General features: G+C 64.7%; 20 protein-coding genes. 13 read left to right on the top strand and 7 right to left on the bottom strand.

Annotation, left to right across the window (positions count from 1 at the left end; translation table 11 throughout):
• Window positions 1-129 precede the first annotated feature (129 nt).
• Genes IVA87_RS15550 through IVA87_RS15535 form a run of 4 tightly spaced genes read right to left on the bottom strand, consistent with a single transcriptional unit; the run spans window position 130 to window position 4339 of the window.
• The gene (locus IVA87_RS15550; RefSeq protein WP_247302346.1) at window positions 130-1203 is read right to left on the bottom strand and encodes a malate/lactate/ureidoglycolate dehydrogenase; all 1074 of its coding nucleotides are present in this window, start codon (window positions 1201-1203) and stop codon (window positions 130-132) included.
• 11 nt (window positions 1204-1214) lie between these two features.
• Window positions 1215-2126 carry an NAD(P)-dependent oxidoreductase gene (locus IVA87_RS15545; RefSeq protein WP_247334113.1) on the bottom strand — a complete coding sequence of 304 codons (912 nt, stop codon included), beginning with the start codon at window positions 2124-2126 and terminating at the stop codon, window positions 1215-1217.
• Between the two features lie 12 nt (window positions 2127-2138).
• Window positions 2139-3389, bottom strand: coding sequence for a Zn-dependent hydrolase (locus IVA87_RS15540; RefSeq protein ID WP_247302343.1), 1251 nt, complete (start codon window positions 3387-3389; stop codon window positions 2139-2141).
• 32 nt (window positions 3390-3421) lie between these two features.
• The gene (locus IVA87_RS15535) at window positions 3422-4339 is read right to left on the bottom strand and encodes a LysR family transcriptional regulator (RefSeq protein ID WP_247279797.1); all 918 of its coding nucleotides are present in this window, start codon (window positions 4337-4339) and stop codon (window positions 3422-3424) included.
• 120 nt (window positions 4340-4459) lie between these two features.
• Between IVA87_RS15535 and IVA87_RS15530 the strand changes: the two genes are divergently transcribed.
• From IVA87_RS15530 to IVA87_RS15505, 6 genes are all read left to right on the top strand, one after another.
• Window positions 4460-5275, top strand: coding sequence for a putative hydro-lyase (locus IVA87_RS15530; protein ID WP_247334112.1), 816 nt, complete (start codon window positions 4460-4462; stop codon window positions 5273-5275).
• An 89-nt stretch (window positions 5276-5364) separates the two neighbouring features.
• Window positions 5365-6609 carry an ABC transporter substrate-binding protein gene (locus IVA87_RS15525; protein ID WP_247302338.1) on the top strand — a complete coding sequence of 415 codons (1245 nt, stop codon included), beginning with the start codon at window positions 5365-5367 and terminating at the stop codon, window positions 6607-6609.
• A gap of 168 nt (window positions 6610-6777) precedes the next feature.
• Window positions 6778-7656, top strand: a complete 879-nt coding sequence (locus tag IVA87_RS15520) for a branched-chain amino acid ABC transporter permease (protein ID WP_346657735.1) — start codon at window positions 6778-6780, stop codon at window positions 7654-7656.
• On the top strand, window positions 7656-8639 hold the full coding sequence (locus IVA87_RS15515; RefSeq protein WP_247302337.1) for a branched-chain amino acid ABC transporter permease: 984 nt from the start codon (window positions 7656-7658) through the stop codon (window positions 8637-8639). Before IVA87_RS15520 ends, IVA87_RS15515 begins: the two co-directional genes overlap by 1 nt.
• On the top strand, window positions 8636-9367 hold the full coding sequence (locus IVA87_RS15510) for an ABC transporter ATP-binding protein (protein WP_247302335.1): 732 nt from the start codon (window positions 8636-8638) through the stop codon (window positions 9365-9367). The genes IVA87_RS15515 and IVA87_RS15510 overlap by 4 nt, the downstream gene beginning before the upstream one ends.
• Entirely contained in the window at window positions 9351-10055 is a 705-nt protein-coding gene (locus tag IVA87_RS15505; protein WP_247302333.1) for an ABC transporter ATP-binding protein, read from the top strand. Before IVA87_RS15510 ends, IVA87_RS15505 begins: the two co-directional genes overlap by 17 nt.
• Window positions 10056-10235: 180 nt before the next feature.
• On the opposite strand, the gene IVA87_RS15500 is transcribed toward IVA87_RS15505, so the two are convergent.
• A complete protein-coding gene (locus IVA87_RS15500) occupies window positions 10236-10910 on the bottom strand; it encodes an aldolase (RefSeq protein ID WP_247334111.1) in 675 nt (224 codons plus the stop codon).
• A 104-nt stretch (window positions 10911-11014) separates the two neighbouring features.
• Here IVA87_RS15500 and ltnD point away from each other — a divergent pair, with 104 nt between their 5' ends.
• The 6 genes from ltnD to IVA87_RS15470 all read left to right on the top strand — a co-directional run bounded on the left by ltnD (window position 11015) and on the right by IVA87_RS15470 (window position 20393).
• Entirely contained in the window at window positions 11015-11932 is a 918-nt protein-coding gene (gene ltnD, locus IVA87_RS15495; RefSeq protein WP_247302329.1) for an L-threonate dehydrogenase, read from the top strand.
• Between the two features lie 16 nt (window positions 11933-11948).
• Window positions 11949-12731 carry a 2-oxo-tetronate isomerase gene (gene otnI / locus IVA87_RS15490; RefSeq protein ID WP_247302327.1) on the top strand — a complete coding sequence of 261 codons (783 nt, stop codon included), beginning with the start codon at window positions 11949-11951 and terminating at the stop codon, window positions 12729-12731.
• Window positions 12728-14002: a 3-oxo-tetronate kinase gene (gene otnK, locus IVA87_RS15485; RefSeq protein ID WP_247334110.1), complete on the top strand. Its 1275-nt coding sequence runs from the start codon at window positions 12728-12730 to the stop codon at window positions 14000-14002. Before otnI ends, otnK begins: the two co-directional genes overlap by 4 nt.
• 167 nt (window positions 14003-14169) lie before the next feature.
• Window positions 14170-15861 (top strand): methyl-accepting chemotaxis protein, encoded by a 1692-nt coding sequence (locus IVA87_RS15480; RefSeq protein ID WP_247302323.1) that lies wholly within the window; start codon window positions 14170-14172, stop codon window positions 15859-15861.
• Window positions 15862-16030: 169 nt separating this feature from the next.
• A complete protein-coding gene (locus IVA87_RS15475) occupies window positions 16031-19210 on the top strand; it encodes an efflux RND transporter permease subunit (protein WP_247302322.1) in 3180 nt (1059 codons plus the stop codon).
• On the top strand, window positions 19197-20393 hold the full coding sequence (locus tag IVA87_RS15470; RefSeq protein ID WP_247302320.1) for an efflux RND transporter periplasmic adaptor subunit: 1197 nt from the start codon (window positions 19197-19199) through the stop codon (window positions 20391-20393). Before IVA87_RS15475 ends, IVA87_RS15470 begins: the two co-directional genes overlap by 14 nt.
• A gap of 147 nt (window positions 20394-20540) precedes the next feature.
• Here the strand turns inward: IVA87_RS15470 and IVA87_RS15465 are convergent, their stop codons facing one another.
• Complete coding sequence (locus tag IVA87_RS15465; protein WP_247334109.1) at window positions 20541-22049, bottom strand: acetyl-CoA acetyltransferase; 1509 nt, start codon at window positions 22047-22049, stop codon at window positions 20541-20543.
• Between the two features lie 134 nt (window positions 22050-22183).
• Window positions 22184-23317 (bottom strand): nitronate monooxygenase, encoded by a 1134-nt coding sequence (locus tag IVA87_RS15460; RefSeq protein ID WP_247302311.1) that lies wholly within the window; start codon window positions 23315-23317, stop codon window positions 22184-22186.
• 318 nt (window positions 23318-23635) lie between these two features.
• On the opposite strand from IVA87_RS15460, the gene yghU reads away from it, so the two are divergent.
• Window positions 23636-24517, top strand: a complete 882-nt coding sequence (yghU, locus tag IVA87_RS15455; RefSeq protein ID WP_247302310.1) for a glutathione-dependent disulfide-bond oxidoreductase — start codon at window positions 23636-23638, stop codon at window positions 24515-24517.
• Window positions 24518-24714: the final 197 nt, after the last annotated feature.

Below are 24714 nucleotides of genomic sequence, written 5' to 3'. Positions count from 1 at the left end.
GTGAGGGTGTATCTTCGCGGAAGCAGACCTCTCATTGTGGGTTTTTGCTCGCTGCGAGAACCCCCTCATCCGGCGCTTCGCGCCCCCTTCACAAGGGGAGAAGGGGAAGACAAGCGTGCTTCGCTCTGCTTAGCCCACAATCTTCTCAATCGTCGCCTGATCAAGCCCGAACCGCTTTCCGGCGTCCAGAATCTCCTGCCAGGTATTCGGATCCACAGGAATGCCCTCGGCGAGCCGCTTCTTCTTGGTCTCGCGCTCGGGCTCGCCGGCGATCTTCACCTTGTCGACGCCGGGGGCGGGGGGCGAGCCGGTGTGCCAGGCAACGAAGCTCTCGACTTCGCGCGCGAGGTTCTCGCCGGTGCCGAGCTTGTTCGGATCGATGATGATCGAGAGCATGCCGTTGAGGACGCGGCGCTTGCTGTCGGCCGGTCCTTTGACGACCTGCCCGCCCGAAAGTGCGCCGCCGAGAATTTCGCACACCAACGCCAACCCAGAACCCTTATGCTCGCCGAACGGCAGGATGGCGCCGTGCGGGGCGATCACGGTGTAGCGCGGGTTCGTGGTTGGCCTGCCTTCGTTATCGATGATGGTGCCGGGCTCGAGCGCGACCCCCTTGTTGTAGGCGACGCGGGTCTTGCCCTGCGCGATCTTGCTGGTGGCGAAGTCGAGCACGATCGGCTCGTGGCCTTCGCGCGGGATGCCGACGCAGAACGGATTGGTGCCGTGGCGCGCATCGCTGCCACCCCAGGGCGCCACGATCGGGCGCGAGATCACGTTGACGAAGTGGATCGACACCAGCCCGTGCTCAATGCACTGCTCGGCCCAATGGCCGATGCGGCCGATATGGTGCGAGTTGGAGAGGCCGACGACGCACACGCCGTTGCGCTTGGCGCGCTCGGCGCCTAGCTCCATCGCCTCATGGCCCATCACCTGGCCGTAGCCGGTGAGGCCGTCGAGGGTCAGCAGGGGGCCCGTATCCATCACGATCTTGACATGCTGGTTGACCGCGAGGCCGCCCTCGGCGACCGCCTCGGCATAGCGCGGAATCATGCCGACGCCGTGCGAGTCGTGGCCTTTCAGGTTCGCCTCGACGAGGTTGGTGGAGACCAGTTCGGCTTCGCGATCGGTGGATCCGCCCGCCTTGGCGATGGCATGGATGACGCTGGTGAGCTTCTCTGCCTTGATGGTGCGGTAATCGGCCATGGTTGTTGCTGTTATCCCTTCACGATCCGGCGGCAGTGCTCCCACGCCGCGCCAATCAGGTTCTCGCTCGCCTCCGGCGTGCGGAAGGCGGAATGCGCCGACAGCGTCACATTCGGCAATTTTGTCAGCGGATGGTCGCCGGGCAGCGGCTCGACGTTGAAGACGTCGAGGCCGGCATGGCGGATGTGGCCCGATTTCAGCGCATCAATCATGGCGGCTTCGTCCACGATCGCGGCGCGAGCGGTGTTGATCAGGATGACACCGCGCTTCATCGCAAAGATCTTCTCGCGCGTGATCGTGCCGCGCGTCTCGTCATTGAGCAGCAGGTGCAGCGACACGACGTCGCTCCTTGCCAGCACGGTATCGAGATCGGTGAATTCCACGCCAGGATGGCTCTTCGGCGAGCGGTTCCAGGCGATCACCTTCATGCCGCTACCGGACGCAATGCGCGCAACTTCTGCGGCGATGCCGCCGAAGCCGATCAGCCCGAGCGTCTTGCCGGTGAGCTGCATACCGTCCTCGCGCAGCCAGTTGCCGCCGCGCATCTCGCGATCCATCATCGCGATGACGCGGGCCGAGGCCCACATCAGCGCGATCGCGGATTCCGCCACCGCCGTGTCGCCGTAGCCCTTGATCAGATGCACGGAGATGCCGAGCTCGGCCAGTTCCTCCGGGTTCATGTAGCTGCGCGCGCCGGTGCCCAGGAACACGACGTGCTTGAGGCCGGTGCACTTCCTCGCAACCCCGGTCGGCAGTGCGGTGTGGTCGACGATGGCGATCTCGGCGCCGTCGAGGATCTCCGGATATTGCTCCGGCTTGATATCGGGATTCCTGTGGATCCGCACTTTGGGATCGCCGGGCTTCTCCAGCCGCTCCATGATCACGGCCAGCGTTTCATTGGCGTCGACGAAAACTCCGCGCATGGTTCTCTCCGGTCAGGACGCGACGCCGGCGATCGCCAGCACGGTGTGCATGAGCACGTTGGTCCCCGCGGCACAGTCCGCTTGCGTGGCATCCTCCAGCTCGTTATGGCTGATGCCGTCCTTGCAGGGCACGAACACCATCGCCGCCGGCATGACGGTGTTGAGGTTGCAGGCGTCGTGGCCCGCCCCGGAGGTGATGCGGCGAGAGGAATAGCCGAGCGTCTTCGCCGCGTTCTCGACCGCTGCAATCAGCTTGGGATCGAAATGCGTCGGCGGCTTGCGCCAGACCAGGTCGATCTTGACCTCGACCTTGCGGCGCGCAGCGATCTCGGCAATCGCGGCGCGCAAATCGCGATCGAGCGCGTCCATGATGGCACCATCCGCGCTGCGGCAATCCATGGTGAAGGCGATCTCGCCGGGAATGACGTTGCGGGACGGATTTGCGATCACGGCCTCGCCGATGGTGCCGACCGCGTTCGGCCCATGCTTTTTCGCGATCGCTTCCATCGCCAGCACGATCTCCGACAATGTCGCCAGCGCGTCGCGCCGCAGCGGCATCGGTGTCGAGCCTGCATGGCTCTCGAAGCCGGAAATCTTGCCGTCGTACCACAGCACGCCCTGGCCGGAATCGACCACGCCGATGGTCTTGCCTTCGGCCTCCAGGATCGGGCCCTGCTCGATGTGCAATTCGACAAAGCAGCCGAGCTTCTGGAAACCGACCGGCTTGTCGCCGCGATAACCGATGCCGTCGAGCGCCTGCCTGACGGTCATGCCTTCAGCGTCCTTGCGCGCCAAAATGTCATCGGTGGTGAAATCGCCGACATAGGCGGCAGACGCCATCATCGCCGGTGCGAAGCGCGAGCCTTCCTCGTTGGTCCAGTTGACGATGCAGATCGGCGCTTCCGTCTCGATGCCGGCATCGTTCAGCGTGCGGATCACTTCCAGTGCGCCGAGCGTACCCAGAATGCCATCATACTTGCCGCCGGTCGGCTGGGTGTCGAGATGCGAGCCGATGCCGACGGGCGGCTTTGTCATGTCGCGCCCCTTGCGCAGGCCGAACATCGAGCCGAGCGCATCGACATGCACCTCCAGGCCCGCGTCTTCGCAGGCCTTGCGGAACCAGTCGCGGACCTGCTTGTCCTCGGAGCTGAGCGTCAGCCGCCGCACGCCACCCTTGGCCGTCGCGCCGAACTGCGCGGTCTCGTGGATGGAGCCCCAGAGGCGGGCGGGATCGATCTGCAGGTTGGTGGCGGCTCGGCTCATGCGGTCAGTCTCTCAATTGTCCGGCGTCTTTTTCAATGACGCGCCAGCGCGGGCGCGTCAACCGCGAGGCTGCTCTGCGCAATTTGCCGCGCCAGCTCCGCGACGCGCTCGATAGCCACGACGTCGGGCGAGGCGAGCCAACTCGCGGTGAAGGTCAGCGGCGCGATCGCGAGATCGGTGTCGAGCAGTTGCAGCCTCCCGTCGGCGAGCTCGTTCTCGACGATGGCGTCGGGGATCACGGCGATGCCGAGCCCTTCGACCGCCATGTGGATGACGGTGGCCAGCGAGGCGGAGGCATGCAGTCGGATCGGCGGCAGCTCGGGCCGGTCGAACACCTCGCGCACGACCTCGTAAGGCTTGGTCTTGCGCGGGAAGGTGATGATCGGAAATCGCGCGAGCTCCGCCGGCGTCACCGGGCCCTTGCCGAGGCCGAGCGAGGGGCTGGCGAGGAAACCGATCGGATAATCGGCGAGCACGCGGTTGTGCACGCCGGAAGCGGACAGCGGTCCCACCACGAACGCAAGCTCGATCTCCTGCGCGAGCAGGCGGGCGGTGAGGTTCGGCGTGATGTCGACCTCGATCTCCAGCGACAGGTTCGGATAGACCTCGTTCATGCTCTTCACCAGGCGCGGCAGCCAAGTGTGCACGATGGTCTCGGCGACGCCGAGTCGCATCACGCCGCGCATCGCCGAGCGGTCGCCGATCTCCGCCATCATCGCGGCGCGCAGCCCGATCAGCTTCTCCGCATAGACCATCATCTGCCGGCCGCTCGGGGTCGGCGAGGCCACGCGATGGTCGCGGTTGAGCAGCTTTACGCCCATCTCGCGCTCGAGCTGGGCGATGCGCTGGGAGATCGCCGGCTGGGTTGTGTTGAGCCGTTGCGCGGCGCCCCGAAAGCTGCCGAGCTTCACAACCCAGAGAAATGTCTCGATCGACCTGAAGTCCAGCATTGGAAGGATCTTCCTAATCGATAAAAAAAATTTATCGAGTTTGATTAGAAACGACGATTAGACTTTATAGCACGCTTGGTGTTGGCTTGTCTTTGTCGAGTTTATAGGCAGGTCGATCCCATGACTGTTTTGGTGGCAGCGCAGCAAACTGAAACGCCCGACACGCTCCCGAGCCGCAAGGCGCGGCTTGCCTATCGCGAAGGGCAGGTCGCCTCCACCGCCGGCGTTGCGCCCGGCTTCGTCCAGGGCAATCTGGCGATCCTGCCGGCGGAATATGCCAGCGCCTTTCACCGCTTCTGCCAGCTCAATCCGAAGCCGTGCCCGATCATCGGCATGTCCGACGTCGGCAGCCCGCACATCCCCTCGCTCGGCGTCGATCTCGACATCCGCACCGACGTGCCGCGCTATCGCGTCTGGCGTGACGGCGAGGTCGTCGACGAGCCGACCGACGTGAAGAGCTGCTGGCGCGACGATCTCGTGACCTTCGTGCTTGGCTGCTCCTTCTCGTTCGAAGAGGCGCTGCTCGAGGAGGGCATGCCGATCCGTCACATCGAACAGAACGTGCGCGTGCCGATGTACCGCACCAACATCGCTTGCGGCGAGGCCGGACCGTTCGCCGGTCCGATGGTGGTGTCGATGCGCCCGTTCAAGCCGGCGGATGCGATCCGCGCGGTGCAGATCACCTCGCGCTATCCCGCCGTGCACGGTGCGCCGGTGCATCTCGGCCATCCGCATCTGATCGGCATCAAGGACATTGCCAAGCCCGATTACGGTGATCCCGTGCCGGTCGCCGATGACGAGATCCCGGTGTTCTGGGCTTGCGGCGTCACGCCGCAATCGGTGATCAACGCAGCAAAGCTGCCGTTCGCGATCACGCATTCGCCCGGCCTGATGCTGGTGACGGATCTCAAGAACAGGACCATGGCCGTGATTTAGTAGGCAGCGTTTGCTGCTTGTTCGGGCTTTACCGCATCCATCAATCACTTCATTCGATCAGTCGAAATTCAGTAACAGGGGACTTTGCCATGACGATCTCTCGCCGCGACGTGTTGTTGGGAGCTACCGCTACGGCCGCGCTGGTGCCGCTGGCAGCGCGCGCACAGACCTCGGAAGTCGTGATCGGCGTGATCTATCCGTTCTCCGGCGGCAGCGCGCAGCAGGGCGTCGATGCCCAGAAGGCCTATGAGACCGCGCTCGAAGTCATCAACAAGGACACCGATTTCGACCTGCCCCTGGCGAAAGGTGAAGGCCTGCCGGGGCTCGGCGGCGCCAAGGTCCGCCTCGTGTTCGCCGACCACCAGGCCGATCCGCAGAAGGGGCGTGCCGAGGCCGAGCGCCTGATCACGCAGGAAAAAGTCGCCGCCATCATCGGCACCTATCAGAGCGCGGTCGCCGTCACTGTCAGCCAGATCTGCGAGCGCTACCAGATCCCGTTCGTCTCCGCCGACAATTCCTCGCCGAGCCTGCATCGCCGCGGCCTGAAATACTATTTCCGTGCCGCGCCGCATGACGAGATGTACTCGGCCGCAATGTTCGACTTCTTCGATGCCATGAAGAAGAAGGGCACCAAGATCGAGACGCTGTCGCTGTTCCACGAGGACACCATCTTCGGCACGGACTCCGGCAACGCTCAGGCCAAGATCGCCGGCGAGCGCGGCTACAAGATCGTCACCGACATCAAATACCGTGCCAACTCGCCCTCGCTCTCGGCCGAGGTGCAGCAGCTCAAGTCCGCCAACGCCGACGTGCTGATGCCGTCGAGCTACACCACCGATGGCATCCTCCTGGTCAAGACCATGGCCGAGCTCGGTTACAAGCCGAACGCGATCGTGGCGCAGGATGCCGGCTTCTCGGAGAAGGCGCTCTATGATGCCGTCGGCGACAAGCTCGAAGGCGTGATCTCGCGCGGCACCTTCTCGCTCGACCTCGCGCAGAAGCGCCCGATGGTCGGCAAGATCAACGACATGTTCAAGGCGAAGTCGGGCAAGGACTTCAACGACCTCACCTCGCGCCAGTTCATGGGCCTGATCATCCTCGCCGACGCCATCAGCCGCGCCAAGTCGACCGACGGCGAGAAGATTCGCGATGCGCTGGCGGCGACCGACATCCCGGGCGAGCAGACCATCATGCCCTGGAAGCGCGTCAAGTTCGACGAGATGGGCCAGAACAACGACGCCGACCCGGTGCTGCTGCAATATGTTGGCGGCAAGTTCGTCACCATCTTCCCGCCGCAGGCCGCGATCGCCGAGGCGATCTGGCCGATGAAGTAAGACGCTGCTGGAGCAGGATAGAAGATCGAGGTCGTCGTGAATGCCTCGTCATTGCGAGGAGCGTAGCGACGAAAGCAATCCAGACTGCCTCGGCGGTGAGATTCTGGATTGCTTCGCTTCGCTCGCAATGACGGAGCAAACTATGACGTTTCGAACGGGGGATCAGAGGTGACAGCCCAAGCCATTATCCAAAGTCTCGCGAGCGGCCTGCTCATGGGCCTGCTCTACGGACTGATCGCGGTCGGCCTCGCGCTAATCTTCGGCCTGATGGACGTCACGAACTTCGCCCATGGCGAGTTCCTGATGATCGCGATGTACCTGTCCTTCTTTCTGTTCGCGTTCTTCGCGATCGACCCCTTGCTGTCTGCGCCGCTGGTCGCCGCGGCGCTCTTTATCTTAGGGGCGGTAGTCTACTTACTCATTGTACGCTTCGCCATGCGCGCCAAGGCCAATGCCGGCATGGTGCAGATCTTCTCGACCTTCGGCCTGGCCATCGTCATGCGCGGCCTCGCGCAGTACTTCTTCACGCCGGACTATCGCAGCATCCCCCAGTCCTGGCTCGGCGGTAAAACCATCTCGGTTGCCGGCATTTTCCTGCCGGAGCCGCAGCTGGTTGGGGCGCTGGTCTCGATTCTCGCTTTCGCCGGTCTCTATCTCTTCATCCACCGCACCGACTTCGGCCGCGCGCTGGAAGCCACGCGTGAAGATCCCGGTGCGGTCGCACTTGTCGGCATCGACAAGAACCGCGTGTTCGCGTTCGGTTGGGGGCTCGGCGCCGCGCTGGTCGGCCTTGCGGGTGCGATCATGGCGAGCTTCTTCTACATCTATCCCGACGTTGGCGCGTCCTTCGCCCTGATCGCCTACGTGACGGTGGCGCTCGGCGGCTTCGGCAGCGTGTTCGGCGCCTTCGCCGGCGGCATCATCGTCGGTCTGGTCGAAGCGGTGACCGCGCTGGTGCTGCCGCCGTCGCTGAAATCGGTCGGTATCTACGCGGTCTATCTGCTGGTCGTCTTCGTCCGGCCGCGCGGCCTGTTCGGATCGATATGATGGACAAGGATTTTGCAGCGCGGCGCCGCCGCGACCTCGTCATCGCCGCGGTGCTCGCCGTGGTTGCCGCGCTGACGCCATTGTTCGTGAAGGACGTCGTCGTCCAGAACATCCTGATCCTGACGCTGATGTATGCGGGACTGTCACAAAGCTGGAACATCCTGTCCGGCTATTGCGGGCAGATTTCGCTTGGGCACGCGCTGTATTTCGGCCTGGGTGCCTATACCACCGAGCTGCTGTTCATGAAGTTCGGCGTGCTGCCCTGGTTCGGCATGCTGGCGGGCGGCGTGGTGTCGGCGCTGATCGCGATGGGACTCGGTTATCCCTTCTTCCGCCTGCGCGGCCATTACTTCGTGATCGCCACCATCGTCATCGCTGAGATCGGGTTGCTTCTGTTCCATAACTGGGAATGGGCCGGCGCCGCGATGGGCATCACCATTCCAATCCGCGGCGACAGCTGGCTGAAATTCCAATTCCTGCGCACGAAGCTGCCGTACTTCTACTTCGCGCTGGCGCTGTGCTGCCTCGCCTGGTTCGTCACTTGGTGGCTGGAAGATTCCAAATGGGGCTATTGGTGGCGTGCGGTAAAGGACAATCCGGAGGCGGCCGAGAGCCTCGGCGTCGTCGTGTTCAATTCCAAGATGGGCGCGGCCGCCGTCTCCGCCTTCCTGGTCGCGGTGGGTGGCAGCTTCTACGCCCAGTTCGTCTCCTACATCGATCCCGAAAGCGTCATGGGCTTCCAGTTTTCGTTGCTCATGGCCTTGCCCGCCGTGCTCGGCGGCATCGGCACCCTGTGGGGGCCGGTGCTCGGCGCCGCCATCCTGATCCCGCTGACTGAGCTGACGCGCTTCAAGTTCGGCGGCTCGGGACGCGGTGTCGACCTCATTGTTTACGGCACGCTGATCGTCCTGATCTCGTTGGCCTTGCCGCGAGGGCTGTTGAGCCTGTTTTCGCGCCCGAACAAGACGGGAGCCACGCGATGACCGCGCTGCTTGAAACACGCGGCGTCTGGCAGAGGTTCGGCGGGCTCGTCGCCAACAGCGATGTCTCGATCTCGGTCGGCCGCGGCGAGATCGTCGGCCTGATCGGCCCGAACGGCGCCGGCAAGTCGACATTGTTCAATCTCATCGCGGGGGTGCTGCCGCCGACGCAAGGCTCGATCTGGTTCGACGGCGAGGATGTTACCCGCATGCCGGCGGCCGAGCGCTGCCAGCGCGGCATCGGGCGCACCTTCCAGGTGGTCAAGAGCTTTGAGACCATGACGGTCATCGACAACGTCATCGTCGGCGCCTTGGTTCGCAACACCCTGATGCGTGAGGCGCGCCGCAAGGCGCATGAGGTGCTCGAATTCACCGGCCTTGCCGCGCGCGCCGATGTGCTCGCAAGCGACCTCGTGCCGGCCGAAAAGCGCCGCCTCGAAGTCGCGCGTGCGCTGGCAACCGAGCCAAAGCTGCTGCTGCTCGACGAAGTCCTCACCGGCCTCACGCCGACGGAGGCGCAGACTGGCGTCGGCTTGGTGCGCAAGGTGCGCGATGCCGGCATCACCGTGCTGATGGTCGAGCACGTCATGGAGATCGTGATGCCTTTGGTCGACCGCGCCATCGTGCTCGACCTCGGCAAGGTGCTGGTCGAGGGCAAGCCTGCTGAGGTCGTCCGCGATCCCAAGGTGATCAGCGCATATCTGGGAGATCGTCATGCTGTCGGTGCGTGAAGTCACGACCGCCTACCAGGGCCTGGTCGCGATCTCCGCGGTCTCGATCGAGGTTCAGAAGGGCGAGATCGTCTGCGTTGCCGGCGCCAACGGCGCGGGCAAGTCGACGCTGCTCAAGTCCATCGCCGGCGCCGAGCGGCCGCGTTCGGGCACGGTGACATTCGACGGCAAGCGTCTCGATGGCATGGCGCAGCATCACATCACGGCCACCGGCATTGCCTATGTGCCCGAGAACCGCCGCCTGTTCCCTCGCCTGTCGGTGCGCGACAATCTGCGCCTCGGCAGCTATCTCTATCGCGGCGAGGCGAACCGTGAGGAGCCGCTCGATCTCGTCTTCCAGCTTTTCCCGCGTCTGTCCGAACGCCTGGAGCAGCGCGCCGAGACGCTCTCCGGTGGCGAACAGCAGATGCTCGCGATCGGCCGCGCGCTGATGACGCGTCCGCGGCTGTTGATGCTGGACGAGCCTTCGCAGGGTATCATGCCAAAGCTGGTGGACGAGATCTTTCAGGCCGTGAAGCGCATCCGCGACGCCGGCATGACCGTGCTGATCGTCGAGCAGCGCATGGCCGAGTGCCTCGAGATCGCCGATCGCGCCTACATCCTGCAAACCGGCCGCGTGCTGATGCAGGGCGCGGCCGCGGAGATCAAGGGCAATCCCGACGTGAGGAAGGCGTATCTGGGGTTGTAGGCACGAAGTGTGGAGCAAGCTGCCCCCGCACACGCGGTGTCATCGCCCGACTTGATCGGGCGATCCAGCATTCCAGAGACGCCAGCGAGAGACGGATAAGCCGCGGCGTACTGGATTCCCCGCTTTCGCGGGGAATGACAGTGGGCGAGGCGACGCTCGTCCATTCCTAACCGCAAATCGCTAGTCCCCATGCCCATGCTCCGGCAGCGTCACCCCGAACACCTTCGCCAGATCCTGCACCTGCTCCGGCGACAAATACCGTGGGTTCATCCCGCGCAGCAGCAGGTACAGCTTTGCCGTTTCCTCCAGCTCTTCCGTCGCGAACACCGCGGCTTCCAGCGTGTCGCCGGCGACGACTGGGCCGTGATTGGCGAGCAGCACCGATGAATATTTCCCCGCCAGCCCTTTGATCGCATCCGCGACGGCAGGATCGCCAGGGCGATAATACGGCACGAGCGCGGTGGCGCCGCATTTCATCAGATAGTAGGCCGTCATCGGCGGCAGCGCGGCGCGCGGGTCGATCTCGGGCAGCATCGAGAGCGCAACCGAATGGGTCGAGTGCAGGTGCACGATCGCGCGCGCGCTCCCGCGCGTGTCATAGAGCGCCGTGTGCAGCGGAACTTCCTTGGTCGGCGCATCGCCTGAAACCAGCCGTCCCCGGCTATCCAGCCGCGACAGCTTTGCCGGATCGAGGAAACCAAGCGAGGCGTTGGTCGGCGTCACCAGCCAGCCGCCGCCGTCCAGCCTGACGCTGATATTGCCGGAGGAGCCCGGCGTCAGCCCGCGCTCGAACAGCGACCGCCCGAAGCGGCAGATATCCTCGCGCAGCCGTGTCTCATTGCTCATGGCCGTCATGCCTGCTTGTCTCACGCTTTGGCAGCGCGGCCAAGCCGTGTTATCGGTTCGCCGAGCCGCCGCAAAGGGCGGCGGTCCGGGAAACGTTCGCAAGGGTCAGTTGCATGTCCGCCTCCACGTCACAAAATCAGCGCATCGTCGTGATCGGGCTCGGCTCGATGGGCTTTGGCATGGCGACCTCGCTGAAACGCGCCGGCCATGCCGTCACCGGCTGCGACGTCTCGGACGATGCCGTCGCGCGCTTCGTAAAGGACGGTGGCGCGGGTGCCAAGACGCCGGCTGACGCTGCCAAGGACGCCGACATCGTCGTCAGCGTCGTGGTTAACGCTGCCCAGACCGAAACGATCCTGTTCGGCAAGGACGGCGCCGCCGAGACCATGCCGAAGGGCAGCGTCTTCATATCCTCGGCGACCATGGATCCGGATGTCGCGCGGCGTCTTGCCAAGCAGTTTGAGGCGACCGGCCGGCATTATCTGGATGCGCCGATCTCCGGTGGGGCGCAGCGCGCCGCGCAAGGCGAGCTGACCATCCTCGCGTCCGGTAGCTCCGCCGCTTTTGCTAAGGCGCGGCCAGCTCTCGATGCCATGGCCGCAAAGGTCTATGAGCTCGGGGACGCCGCAGGGCAGGGCGCCGCGTTCAAGATGATCAACCAGCTCCTCGCTGGTGTGCACATCGCCGCCGCCAGCGAAGCGATGGCGTTCGCGGCCAAGCAGGGCCTCGACATTCGCAAAGTCTATGAGGTGATCACGGCCTCCGCGGGCAATTCCTGGATGTTCGAGAACCGGATGCCGCACGTGCTCGATGGCGACTACACGCCGCGCAGCGCGGTCGAGATCTTCGTCAAAGACCTTGGCATCATCCAGGACATGGCGCGCAGCGCCAGATTCCCGGTGCCGGTCTCCGCCGCCGCGCTCCAGATGTTTCTGATGACGTCAGCCGCCGGCATGGGCCGTGACGATGACGCTTCGGTGGCGCGGATGTATGCGCAGGTCACCGGCGTCAAGCTGCCCGGCGACAAGTAGAGCTGAGAGGATTCCGATGCCCCGTTTTGCCGCCAATCTCTCGATGATGTTCACCGAGGTGCCGTTCCTCGACCGGTTCGATGCCGCCGCGCAAGCGGGCTTCACCGCAGTCGAGTTCCTGTTTCCCTATGAGCATCCCGCCGAGGCGGTCGGCGAACGGCTCAAGCGCAACGGCCTGACCCAGGCGCTGTTCAACCTGCCGCCGGGCGACTGGAACGCCGGTGAGAAGGGCTTTGCCGCGCTGCCATCACGCTTCTCCGATCTCAAGGCAAGCCTGGAGACGGCACTGCCCTATGCGAAGGCGACCGGGGTCAAGTGCCTGCACCTGATGGCCGGCATCGCCAACCGCGGCGAGCGCGTGGCGATCGAGGCCTTCTACAAGTCGGTGGCCTGGGCCGCGGAGTTCTTCGCGCCGCACGGCATCGACGTCGTGATCGAGCCGATCAATGCGCGCAACGTGCCCGGCTACTTCCTCAACGATTTCGGCTTCGCGCGCGACCTGATCCAGGAGTTGAGGCTGCCGAACCTCAAACTCCAGTTCGACATCTATCACTGCCAGATCATCCATGGCGACGTCACGATGCGGCTGCGCGAGATGATGCCGATCATCGGCCACATCCAGATCGCCAGCATTCCCTCGCGCAACGAGCCTGACGGCGAGGAGCTCAACTATCCGTTCCTGTTCGATGAGCTCGACCGGCTCGGCTATACCGGCTTCGTCGGCTGCGAATACAATCCGCGCGGCAAGACAACGGATGGGCTCGCCTGGTTCAAGCCTTACGCAGGAGTGAAGCCGTGATACTTGCCTTGGGCTGCATCGCCGACGACTACACCGGCGCCTCCGACCTTGCCAATACGCTGACGCGTGCGGGCCTGCGTACTGTGCAGACCATCGGCGTGCCCGCGAACGATCTCGCGCTGCCCGAGGTCGACGCCGTCGTGGTGTCACTGAAGAGCCGTTCGATCGACGCCAGCCTTGCCGTGTCGCGCTCACGCGCGGCGGAGACATGGCTGCGCGGCCGCGGCGCGGGCCACGTGCTGTTCAAGATCTGTTCGACCTTCGATTCCACCGATGCCGGCAATATCGGGCCGGTGATGGACGCCTTGCGCGCCGATTGCGGCGAAAGCGCCGTGCTGGTGACGCCGGCCTTTCCGGAAACAGGACGCACCGTCTACCAGGGCAACCTCTTCGTCGGCGCCGTGCCGCTGAACGAGAGCCCGCTGAAGGACCATCCGCTCAACCCGATGCACGATTCCAACCTGGTGCGCGTCTTGGCGCGCCAAAGCAAGACGCAAATCGGGCTCGTCGATCTCGCCACGGTCTCGCGCGGTACAGACGCCGTGCGGGCGCGCCTGGCCGAGCTCGCGGGCAAAGGCATCGGCGCCGCGATCATCGACGCCGTGTTCGACCGCGACCTCGAGACGATCGGCCTCGTCGCCGCCGAACATCGGCTCTCGGTCGGCGCCTCCGGCATCGGCCTTGGCCTCGCTCGTGCGCTGGTGTCGACAGGCAAGGTCAACTCGACGGCGGCAGGCGGTACGGGCGCTGCGGTTGGCGGGCCGGCGGCCTGCCTTGCCGGAAGCTGCTCGCAGGCAACACTTCAGCAGATCGCCAATGCCGAGCGTGTCATGCCGGTGTTACATCTTGATCCCGAGCAGATCGTCGCAGGGGCCGGCGAAGCGCAGCGGGCGCTGGCCTGGGCGAGACCGCGCCTGGCGGATGGCCCTGTCCTGATCGCCTCGAGCGCGACACCGGAAGCCGTTGCCGCCGTTCAGGCGCATCACGGCCGCGATGCGGCCGGGCATGCCATCGAGCAGGCCATGGCCAACATTGCCGAAGGCCTGATGCAGGCGGGTGTTCGGCGCTTGATCGTCGCGGGTGGCGAGACGTCAGGTGCCGTGGTCGACCGGTTGAGGATTCCCGGGTTTCTCGTAGGAGTGGAAATTGCGGCGGGTGTCCCGGTGTTGCGCGCTGTCGGCGCAGAGACAGGCGAGATGCTGCTTGCCCTAAAGTCCGGCAATTTCGGTGGCCCGGAGTTTTTCAAGGACGCGCTTAGACTCATGCGCTGAGCGCAGAGCATTGTTAGCTGCCTGTTCATTTCTTTCGGCTTTCCGTACTCGTACGGAGTCGTAGTTAACTTCTGCGCAGGTGCTCTGGTGTCGGATGTCGGTGCTGCTCCTTTTGTTTGATTCGTAGTTCCCGGACGCGCACCGGCCAGCACAAAGAGACCCAGTTCATGTTCGCCACTATTTCCATCCGCGCCAAGATCATCAGTGTCGTGGCATTCTTGCTGGTCGCAATGACCGGCATGGGTCTGCTCGCCGTCATGAAGATGCGGTCGATGAATGCCAACACCGTCGACATCACCACGAACTGGATGCCCAGCGTGCGCGTGCTGGGCGAACTGCGCGCCGGTGTGATCACCTATCGCAACGTGATCCGCGAGCACATGCTGTCCGAAACCCTGGAAGAGAAGCTGGCGGCGGAAAAAACGCTTGGGACGGTGGTCGAGGCGAATACCAAGCTTCGGCAGTCGTATGAAGCCATGATCACGTCGATCGAGGAACGGGCACTCTACAGCGAGTGGTCCAAGCTGTGGGAAGACTACAAAAAGGGCACACAGGAGGTGATGGCCCTGTCGCGCAAGGAGGCCGGCAAGATTCCGCACGAAGCGCACGAGTTGAACAGCAAGACGGTCAACAAGATCGGGCTGCAGGCCGACGAGGTTTTGAGGCGGGACATCGAGCTCAACACCAAGGGCGCGGATCAGGCCGCACGAGACGCTGACGACAGTTATGATCATGCCGTCATGCTGGTCTCACTCATTCTCAGTGCGGCGGTCGTCATTGGCATCGGCGTCAGTTTCTATCTTGTTCGTGACGTCTCCCGGGGCATCAGCTCCATCACCGAACCCATGCAGGCGCTGGGCAAGGGTGACCTCACTGCCAAAGTCCCCCATCGCGGCGAGAAGACCGAGATCGGCGCCATGGCCGATGTGCTCCAGGTCTTCAAGGAGGCGCTGATCGCCAAGAGGGCGGCCGACGAAGCCGCCGCGGTCGACGCCGAAGCCAAGATCGAGCGCGGCCGCCGCGTCGACAGCATCACCCGCGAATTCGAAACGATGATCGGCGAGATCGTCCAGACCGTGTCGTCGGCCTCGACCCAGCTCGAAGCCTCCGCCTCGACGCTGACCTCGACCGCCGACCGCTCGCAGCGGCTGGCGACCACAGTTGCCGGAGCTTCGGAGGAAGCCTCGACCAACGTGCAGTCGGTGGCCTCGGCGACCGAGGAGATGGCCTCGTCAGTCGGTGAGATCAGCCGCCAGGTGCAGGAATCGGCGCGGATGGCGGGCGACGCCGTCGGCCAGGCGCGCGCGACCACCGAGCGCGTCAGTGAACTGTCCAAAGCGGCGTCCCGCATCGGCGACGTCGTCGAGCTCATCAACACCATCGCCGGCCAGACCAATCTCTTGGCGCTGAACGCCACCATCGAGGCCGCGCGCGCCGGCGAAGCCGGCCGCGGCTTTGCGGTGGTCGCCTCCGAGGTGAAGGCGCTGGCCGAGCAGACCGCGAAGGCGACCGGCGAGATCGGCCAGCAGATTTCCGGCATCCAGGCGGCGACCAACGATTCGGTCGGCGCCATCAAGGAGATCTCCTCGACCATCGAGCGCCTGTCGGAGATCTCGTCGGCGATCGCGGCCGCCGTGGAAGAGCAGGGCGCGGCAACCCAGGAGATCGCGCGCAACGTGCAGCAGGCAGCGCAGGGCACCCAGCAGGTCTCCGCCAACATCACCGACGTGCAGCGCGGCGCGACCGAGACCGGCACGGCCTCCTCGCAGGTGCTGTCGGCGGCGCAGATGCTGTCGAACGATTCGAACCGGCTGAAGAACGAAGTCGGCAAGTTCCTGTCCAACGTGCGCGCCGCGTGAGGCACGCGGCCGCATGGCTGCGATGTAGATTTCGCAGTGCGGTAGCAGGGAAGTGAATGCGCGAGGGCCGCCGGAGGTTAGCGTTTCCGGCGGCGCTCGGGTAAAGGGAGATGGGGGTCGCCCGGGGGCGGATTTCCACATTCTCGCTTGACCTGGAATTGCCTGGCGCATGATTGCTCTGGTCCGTATTGCCCTGAGCCGGCCCTATACTTTCGTCGTGCTCGCGCTGCTGCTGCTGATCATCGGGCCGCTGGCGGCGCTGCGGACACCGACTGATATCTTCCCGGACATTCGCATTCCCGTGATCGGCGTGGTCTGGCAGTACACCGGCCTGCCGCCCGACCAGATGTCCGGCCGCATTACGACGCCATTCCAGCGCGCGCTGACGACGACGGTCAACGATATCGAGCACATCACTGCCAATTCCTATAACGGTTTCGGCATCATCAAGATCTTCTTCCAGCCGAGCGTCGATATCCGCACCGCGAACGCGCAAGTCACCGCCATCTCGCAGACGCTGCTCAAGCAGATGCCGCCGGGCGCGACGCCGCCCTTGATCCTGAACTACTCCGCTTCCACCGTTCCGATCATCCAGGTGGCGCTGTCGGGTGAAGGCCTCACCGAGCAGAACCTCGCCGATATCGGCATCAATCAGCTTCGCACGCCGCTGGTCACTGTGCCCGGGGCGGCGATCCCGTACCCGTTCGGCGGCAAGCAGCGCCAGGTTCAGATCGACCTCGATCCGACCGCGCTCCAGGCCCGCGGCCTCTCGGGCCAGGACGTTGCCAACGCGCTCGCCGCCCAGAACCTCATCACGCCGGTCGGCACCCAGAAGATCGGCCAGTTCGAATACAACATCCAGCTCAACAACTCGCCGCTCCGGATCGACGAGCTCGGCAATCTGCCGATCAGGACCGTCAACGGCGCGATGGTCTACGTCCGCGACGTCGCGAGCGTGCGCGACGGCAATCCGCCGCAGACCAACATCGTCCATGTCGACGGCAACCGCTCGGTGCTAATGATGGTGCTGAAGGCGGGCGCGACCTCGACACTCGATATCATCGCCGGCATCAAACAGAAGGTCATCGAGGTCAAGGACCAGCTGCCCGACGCACTGAAGATCGGCTTCATCGGTGATCAATCGGTGTTCGTCCGCGGCGCGATCCAGGGCGTTGCCTTCGAAGGCGTGATCGCGGCGCTGCTCACCAGCGTCATGATCCTGTTGTTCCTCGGCAGCTGGCGCTCGACCATCATCATCGCGGTCTCCATCCCGCTGTCGGTGCTGGGCGCCATCATCATGCTGTCGGCGATCGGCGAGACGCTGAACATCATGACACTCGGCGGCCTTGCGCTCGCCGTTGGCATTCTCGTCGACGACGCCACGGTCACGATCGAGAACATCAACTACCATCTGGAGCAGGGCAAGCCGGTCGAACAGTCGATCCTCGACGGTGCCAACCAGATCGTGACGCCGGCCTTTGTGTCGCTGCTCTGCATCTGCATCGTGTTCGTGCCGATGTTCTTCCTCACCGGCGTCGCGCGCTTCCTGTTCGTGCCGATGGCCGAAGCCGTGATGTTCGCGATGATCTGGTCGTTCATCCTGTCGCGCACGCTGGTGCCGACCATGGCGAACTACCTGCTGCAGGCGCATGTCCATCACGAGGGCGGGCCGCCGAAGTCGCGCAATCCCTTCGTCTGGTTCCAGCGCGCCTTCGAGGCGCGGTTCGAGCGCATTCGCGGCTTCTATCGTGGTTTGCTCGGCCTCGCGCTGGCGCACCGTGCGGTCTTCGTGATCGGCTTCCTCTGCGTGGTCGGCGCGTCCTTTGCCCTGGTGCCGTTCCTCGGGCGCAACTTCTTCCCCGCGGTCGATGCCGGCAACATCCTAATGCATGTCCGCACCCAGGTCGGCACCCGCGTCGAGGAGACCGCCAACCAGCTCGCCGACGTGCAGAAGGCGGTCCGCAAGCTGATCCCGGGCGAGATCGAGACCATGACCGACAACATCGGCATGCCGATCTCCGGCATCAACATGACCTACAACAACACCGGCGTGATCGGCCCGCAGGACGGCGACATCCAGATCAAGCTGAAAGAAGGCCACAAGCCGACCGAAGAGCATGTACGCGTGCTGCGTGAGCAGCTGCCGCGATTGTTCCCCGGCGTCAGCTTCGCGTTCCCGCCCGCCGACATCGTCAGCCAGATCCTGAACTTTGGCGCGCCGGCGCCGATCGACCTCCAGATCCGCGGCGCCGATGTCAGCGCCAATTTCGCTTACGCCAATAACCTGCTGGCCAAGGTCCGCAAGATTCCCGGCGTTGCCGATGCGCGCATCCAGCAATCGCCGAACAATCCGACATTCAACATCGATGTTGATCGCACCCGCGCGCAATATGTCGGTCTGACCGAACGGGACGTCACCAACAGCCTCGTCGTCAATCTCGCCGGCTCCTCGCAGGTCGCGCCGACCTACTACCTCAACCCCGACAACGGCGTGTCGTACTCGATCGTGATGCAGACGCCGCAATACCAGATCGACTCGCTCAGCGCGCTCCAGACGCTGCCGATCACCGCGACCGGCAATGCGCAATCGCCGATCCTCGGCGGCATCGCCGATATTAAGCGCTCGACCTCGAGCGCGGTGGTCTCGCAATACGACATTCAGTCGATGGTGCAGATCTTCGCGACCACGTCCGGCCGCGATCTCGGGGCGGTCGCGGCCGACATCCGTCAGCTGATCGCGGACACCGCAAAGGAGGTGCCGAAGGGCTCGTCCGTGGTGCTGCTCGGTCAGGTGCAGACCATGAACAGCGCCTTTACTGGTCTGCTGTTCGGCCTGCTTGGCGCCGTCGTGCTGATTTATTTCCTGATCGTCGTGAACTTCCAGTCCTGGTCCGATCCCTTCGTGATCATCACGGCGCTGCCGGCCGCGCTTGCCGGCATCGTCTGGATGCTGTTCATGACGGAGACCACGCTGTCGGTGCCGGCGCTCACCGGTGCCATCATGTGCATGGGCGTTGCCACCGCCAACAGCGTGCTCGTGATCTCCTTCGCGCGTGAACGCTACCAGGAGCTCGGCGATCCCGTCGCCGCTGCGCTGGAAGCCGGTTTCGTCCGATTCCGCCCCGTCCTGATGACCGCGCTCGCCATGATCATCGGCATGGCGCCGATGGCCTTGGGCCTCGGCGAGGGCGGTGAGCAGAATGCGCCGCTCGGCCGCGCCGTGATCGGCGGCCTGATCTTTGCAACCTTCGCCACGCTGATGTTTGTTCCCGTGGTGTTCAGCATGGTACACAAGAAACAAGGCGCCAAAGCCGCCGCCCCATTGGAGACTGCGCATGTCGCCCACTGAAACCCGCTCCCCGGTGTCGCACCGGAAATTGGGCATCTTCGGCGTGGTGGCGCTGATTGCGGCAGGCCTCGTGGTGGGCACGGGCATCCGTGCCCGCGAGGAGCAGGGCTCCAAGTTGAAGGAATGGACCCATGATCAGGCCATTCCGAGCGTTGCGGTGACCCAGCCCAACGCCAAGGCCCTCAACGCCACCATCGATCTGCCGGGCCGGCTGGAGGCCTACTACCGTGCGCCGATCTTCGCGCGCGTGTCGGGTTACCTGAAGAGCTGGAGCGCCGATATCGGCGCCCGCGTCAAGGCAGGGCAGGTGATTGCCGAGATCGAGGCGCCAGACCTCGATCAGCAGCTGTTGCAGGCCCGCGCCGACCTCGCCAGCCAGCAGGCCAGCGCCAGGCTGTCCGAAGCGACGCTGAACCGCCGCAAGACGCTGGTCGCCTCGAACTTCGTCTCTGCACAGGAGATCGACGAGCGCACTGCAGATCTCTCCAACAAGAACGCTGCCGTGCATTCGGGCCAGGCCAACGTCGAGCGGCTGGAAGCGCTGGCCGGCTACAAGAAGATCACCGCGCCGTTCGACGGCGTCGTCACCGCCCGAGACACCGACGTCGGCGCACTGATCAATGCCGGCGGCGGGGCGGGTCCGGCGATGTTCGTGGTTTCCGACATCACCAAGCTGCGTGTTTACGTCAACGTGCCCCAGAATTATGTGCCGGCGATCAAGATCGGCGCCAAGGCCATCATCACGCTCCCGGAATATCCGAATCGGTCGTTCCAGGCGACCGTGGAAGCCTCCTCCCAGTCCGTCGACGTCGCCTCGGGCACCACGCGGATGCAACTCGGGCTCGACAATTCCAGCGGCGAGCTGATGCCCGGCGGTTATGCCAGCGTGAAGCTCAGCTTGCAGCGCGACTCCGCGCCGCTCAGCATCCCCGCCAGTGCGCTGATCTTCAACAGCAACGGCCTGCGCGTTGCGACGGTCAGCCCGGACGACAAGGTACAGTTCAAGACCGTGACCATCGCGCGCGACCTCGGCCGCGAGATCGAACTTGCTTCGGGCATTACAGCGGACGACCGCGTCATCACGGCACCGCCGGACGGCTTGTCGGATGGGGATGCAGTGCGCGTGGTTGGCGCCAAGGCCAAGCCGGCGACCGCGTCGGAGAAGCAGGCACCGAAGAGCTAGGGCGCCTCGTGCCCCGGACGCAGCGCAGCATGAAGTCATGCGCTGCTGAGCCGGGGCTCGTCTCCCCTCAAAGCACCGTGTTTCTTGCCGGGGGCCCCGGCTCTGCGGAGCGGCCTTGCATGCCGCACCCTGTCCGGGACACGAGAGCTACGTCACCCGCCACTGCGGCACGCCGTCGGTCGCCGTCGTGACATCGCCGACTGATCCCACCGGCGTGCGATCCATGTTGAGCAGATGCGCCAGCGTCGCCGTGTCGCTCGCTGGAATCCGCGCCAACGTGCGGCGATCGTCTGCCGTCCGCAGCATCACCACGCCATGCTCGACCTCGCCGCCGCGGCCGTAGAGCACGGTAAAGCTCTCGACCTTGCCCTTGCCAGTTGCCTCCGCGACGAATTCCGGCACGGCCCGCTTGTTGCGGTCGGCTTCCGCCTGCACGCTCGTCTCCTGCATCAACGCCGCGCGCGGCGGCGTCTTCGACACCACCAGCGCGTGGTGCTTGGTGACGAAGCCGCCCTGGCCGTAGAGCAGACCGAGCTTGGCGCCGTCGCGCACGCGCCGCACCATCGCGCAGGCCGCGTGCGTCATGTAGGTATTGAGCGGGGCGCCGAAGAACGTGAGGCCGCCGGTCACGGTCGGCTGCACGTCAGCATCCAGGCCAAGCGTCCGCCGCGCCATCTTCGGGACGCACGGGAAGCAGCTGTAGAGCTCGATGGCGTCGAACTTCTTGCCGTCGCCGCCGGCGAGATCCATCACGGCCTTCAAGACCGCGTTCTGCGGATGGCTCTCGTAGAACTGGTCGCGCAGGAGATAATCGCGCGGCTCCTCCGCCGAGGCGCCGCCGAGCGGATAGACCAGCTTGTCCTCGGTAATGCCCGCCGCACGCGCCTTGGCAAGGCTCGTGAGCAGCAGCGCGCCGCCCATGTTGACGCTGGGATTGGCGACCATGAGCTTATTGTAAGGCCATGCGATCAGGCGGTTGTCCGCGGTCGGGGTCGTGATTTCGTCAGGCGCATAGCGCCGCTTCAGCCAGGCATTGGGATTTTGCGCCGCGGCTTCGGAGTAGCGCGACCACAGCGTGCCGGATTCAGCCATCGCCTCGCGCGGCGTCTGGCCCCAATACGCGGACGAAGCCGCCTCATAGAACGGATAGACGGTGACCGGGCGGAACACGCCGAGCTTCACTGCCAGCGGTTTCTGGAACGCTGCCCCGCGCTTGGGCTCCTCGACATCGTGTGCGAATGGCGTCCATGGCAGCTTTGTCCCGGCGCGCTCAGCCTTGGTCGCGGTCGATTGCGCCTCGGCGCCGCAGATGGCCGCCACGGTGCATTCGCCCCGCGCGATGCGCTTTGCAGCCTCGTGAATATAGCGGATCGGGCTCTCGCCGCCGACTGGGCCGTAGTAACAATGCGAAGGCGAGATGCCGAGCCGCTGTGCCAGCAGCGCTTCTGGATCGCGATAGCGCCAGCTCAGAAAGTTCACGACGTCAAGCGACTGCACCTCGCCCAGCAGCTTTGCACCGGCGTCTGCTTCCGCGCGCCGCAGCGCCTGTTCGAGCAGATCGAGCGGCTCGAGGCCGTCAGTGATCTCCTTGGGACGGTCGACAATCTCGCCGACGCCGACGATGACGGGGATGCGGTCTGGGGAAACAGTCGTCATTGTTCTTGCTTCTTCACTCTCTGAGATCTCCGACCTCATCCTGAGGAGCCTGCGAAGCAGGCGTCTCGAAGGATAGGCCACGGGCTCTCATGGTTCGAGACGGCGCTTGCGCGCCTCCTCACCATGAGGGTCCATCACTCCGCCACCAGCGCATTCATGTGCTCGACGGCCTCCGCAAACTCTTCCTTGAACTCCTGCACCACGGCGCCGGCCGACTTCACGCTGTCGATCAGCCCGACGCCCTGGCCGACGAAATAGCTGACGAGATCACGCGCCTTGGCATTGCCGCTCGCCGCCGCGCGATCGATGGAGTTGAAGGCGTCGCGACTGATGATGCTCTGGAGCGGCATCGGCAGCGCGCCCGGACTCTCCGGCGCGCGGTCCCAGGCATCGGTCCAGACCGAGCGGAGCTGTCGCGCGGGCTTGCCTGTACGGCCCTTCGAGCGCACCGCGTCGCGTGAGGAGGCCGCGATCATCTTCTCGCGAAAAATCTCCGTGGTTTCGGCCTCGACGGTCGCAAGCCACACCGATCCGGTCCAGGCGCCGGCCGCGCCCATCGCCATGCAGGCCGCCATCTGCCGGCCCGTCATGATGCCGCCGGCGGCCAGCACCGGCACCTCGCGGATCGGCTTGATCGCCTTAATCACCTCCGGCACCAGCACCATGGTCGAGACGTCGCCGCAATGGCCGCCGGCTTCCGTGCCCTGCACCACGAGAATGTCGACACCGGCTGCGACCTGGCGCAGCGCGTGCTCCTTGGCGCCGACAAGCGCAGCAACGGGCACGCCGTGGGTCTTGCCCATCTCGATCATGGCCTTCGGCGGCACGCCGAGTGCATTGGCGATGAGCCGGATCGGATGGCGGAACGAAATTTCGAGCAGCTCCAGCGCCGTTTTGGCGTCGAACGGCTGCGGCTGGTTGGCGGCGACCTCGGTCGTCGTCAGCTCGATGTCGTACTTCTTCAGGAGATCGCGCGCGTAGTTGCGGTGCTCTTGCGGCACGCGGGTTTCCAGGCTCTTCCAGGTGACGTTCTTCTCGCCCGCGGTGGAGATGTTTTCGGGGATCAGCACGTCGATGCCGTAGGGCTTGCCATCGACGTGATCGTCGATCCATGCCAGTTCGCGTTCGAGCGTATCAGGCGTATGCGCGGTGGCACCTAACACGCCAAAGCCGCCGGCGCGGCTGACGGCTGCAACGACGTCGCGGCAATGGCTGAAGGCGAGCAGCGGGAACTCGATCCCCAGCATGTCGCAGATCGGCGATTTCATGGCTCTTTCCCGGCAGTCTTCGCGTTCTCGTTGCTGTCGCGGCGAAGCAAAGCGACGCTAGCGGATCGTCGCTGGCGATGCCATGCCGGATTCCACGGCGCATCTTGCGTGGACACGCCGCGCGATGCTCCACCCCCAGGCTAACTCCTGGTGCTTGGAAGGCTTCGTGATGGAGTCCGAAGCGCCGGAGCTGGCGGCAGACAGGCGAGCGCATGACGCGAGCCTGAGGCCCGCGCCGGGCGCAGATCGGGCAGCCCTTGTCATCCGCCATTTGCGGGCTAATTAATGCAGGCGCATCTTTCCGCCGGAGCCTCTCGCATGACCGATACCCCTGCCTACGTGCCGCCCAAAGTCTGGACCTGGAACAAGGAAAATGGCGGCCAGTTCGCCAACATCAACCGCCCGATCGCCGGCCCCACCCACGACAAGGAGCTACCGGTCGGCCGCCATCCGCTCCAGCTCTATTCGCTGGCGACGCCGAACGGGGTGAAGGTGACGGTGATGCTGGAAGAGTTGCTGGCGCTCGGCCATAAGGGCGCCGAATACGACGCTTGGTTGATCAGGATCGGCAACGGTGACCAGTTCGGCAGCGGTTTTGTCGAGATCAATCCGAACTCCAAGATCCCGGCGCTGATGGACCGCTCCGGGCCCGAGCCGATCCGGGTGTTCGAGTCCGGCTCGATCCTGTTCTACCTCGCCGAGAAGTTCGGCGCCTTCCTGCCGAAGGACGTCAAGACGCGCACTGAGGCGATGTCCTGGCTGTTCTGGCAGATGGGCAGCGCGCCCTATCTCGGCGGTGGCTTCGGCCATTTCTACGCCTACGCGCCGACCAAGATCGAATACGCCATCGATCGCTTCGCGATGGAGACCAAGCGCCAGCTCGACGTGCTCGACCGGCGGCTCGCCGACAACGAATATCTCGCGGGCAGCGAGTACACCATCGCCGATATGGCGGTGTGGCCCTGGTACGGCGCCCTCGCCAAGGGCTTGGTCTATGGCGCCGGCGAATTCCTCTCGGTGCAGGATTACAAGAACGTGCAGCGCTGGACCGACCAGATCGCCAGGCGCCCGGCCGTGAGGCGCGGCCGCATGGTCAATCGCGTCTCCGGCGATCTCGCCAGCCAGCTCCACGAGCGGCACGACGCGAGCGATTTCGAGACCAAGACTCAGGACAAGCTTGAGGCGGCGAAGACTGCGTAACGTCGTTCGCCGATATGGTAGTTCGCCGATATTGTAGCAACCATTAAGTGACGGCAGTTTTTTGCTCCGCCCGGATCGTCTGCGCCTGCCATGATGACGCCGTGCTCGCGTCCGTCAAGGCGTGGCCTGGCAACAGACCACGTGAGGTTCGAGCGAGCGACGGCCATCCTTGACGGACGCTGCGCGCGACGTCATGA

This window comes from Bradyrhizobium sp. 147, assembly GCF_023073935.1.
Lineage (GTDB): Bacteria > Pseudomonadota > Alphaproteobacteria > Rhizobiales > Xanthobacteraceae > Bradyrhizobium.
The sequence above is the reverse complement of the archived record's forward strand: the minus strand, read 5'-3'. Positions and strand labels throughout refer to the sequence as shown.